Below are 853 nucleotides of genomic sequence, written 5' to 3'. Positions count from 1 at the left end.
ATTTGATGCTATCCCTGCTTTGTTGATGGTTTGTTACTGGTACTGCGTGTCCACACTATTTACTATCAGTGGACGAAACGGGAACGCGGGTCAGTGATGAAACTGCCGTTGTCAAATCCCGGTATATTGCGACGATGGTCTCGCGCAGACCTTCATCATCCTGCGCGAGAGCTGCGTCCAGTGCAAAGCAGGTAGCTTCTAGAACTGCCTGCTGATGAACGGCCCGATCATGGGCACGCGCCTCCAGTTGCTTCTGAACAACTTCGAACAACGCGATCTTGGCCGCGTCATCGAGGTTGCTATCGATAAGGCGACTGGTCAGAAGTTCTGCCTGTTGTGTGCGTAGCGCATAATCCGCGACGAGTGCCTTTAGAGCCGCCACGCTCACCTCAAGGGGGTGTCCAATTTAGTCCTCCATAACAACGACGAACTCGTTCAGCATTTGAATCTGCTCTTTAGTCAGCCTCTCCGGTATCCCGAGTGCGGCACGCACGTAGCCCTGACGATCAATCTGTTTCGAGATATAGGCTATGTGATCCTGCATCTCTCCGTCTATCTCGNGGCCAGTCGATCCAAGCACATCTGACGATGCATCGCCCATTTCTTCGACCAGTGCTTCGTACGACTGATCACCCTGATCCTTCGACATCTCTGCAACTTCGGACCTAGCACTCTTGAACCAGTTGGTGATGAACGTCGTAGGCACTCCTTGACGTGCGTCACATCGATCAATAGCCCGGCTCACGACGATCATATAAATCTGGATCACGTCGTCAAGCGGCACGTGGTGATTGAAGTCCTTGTACGTGGTCTTCGCGTGCATGATCGCGAGCCGCACGTATTTTTCGAGGAT

General features: G+C 52.7%; 1 protein-coding gene. It reads right to left on the bottom strand.

From position 1 onward, the window contains the following. Positions 1 to 55: 55 nt before the first annotated feature. Entirely contained in the window at positions 56 to 382 is a 327-nt protein-coding gene (locus tag AC1RPG_RS07800; protein ID WP_481762439.1) for a hypothetical protein, read from the bottom strand. Between the last annotated feature and the right edge of the window lie 471 nt (positions 383 to 853).

Source organism: Dellaglioa sp. CoH-57-MRSF-18, assembly GCF_056781995.1.
The sequence above is the reverse complement of the archived record's forward strand: the minus strand, read 5'-3'. Positions and strand labels throughout refer to the sequence as shown.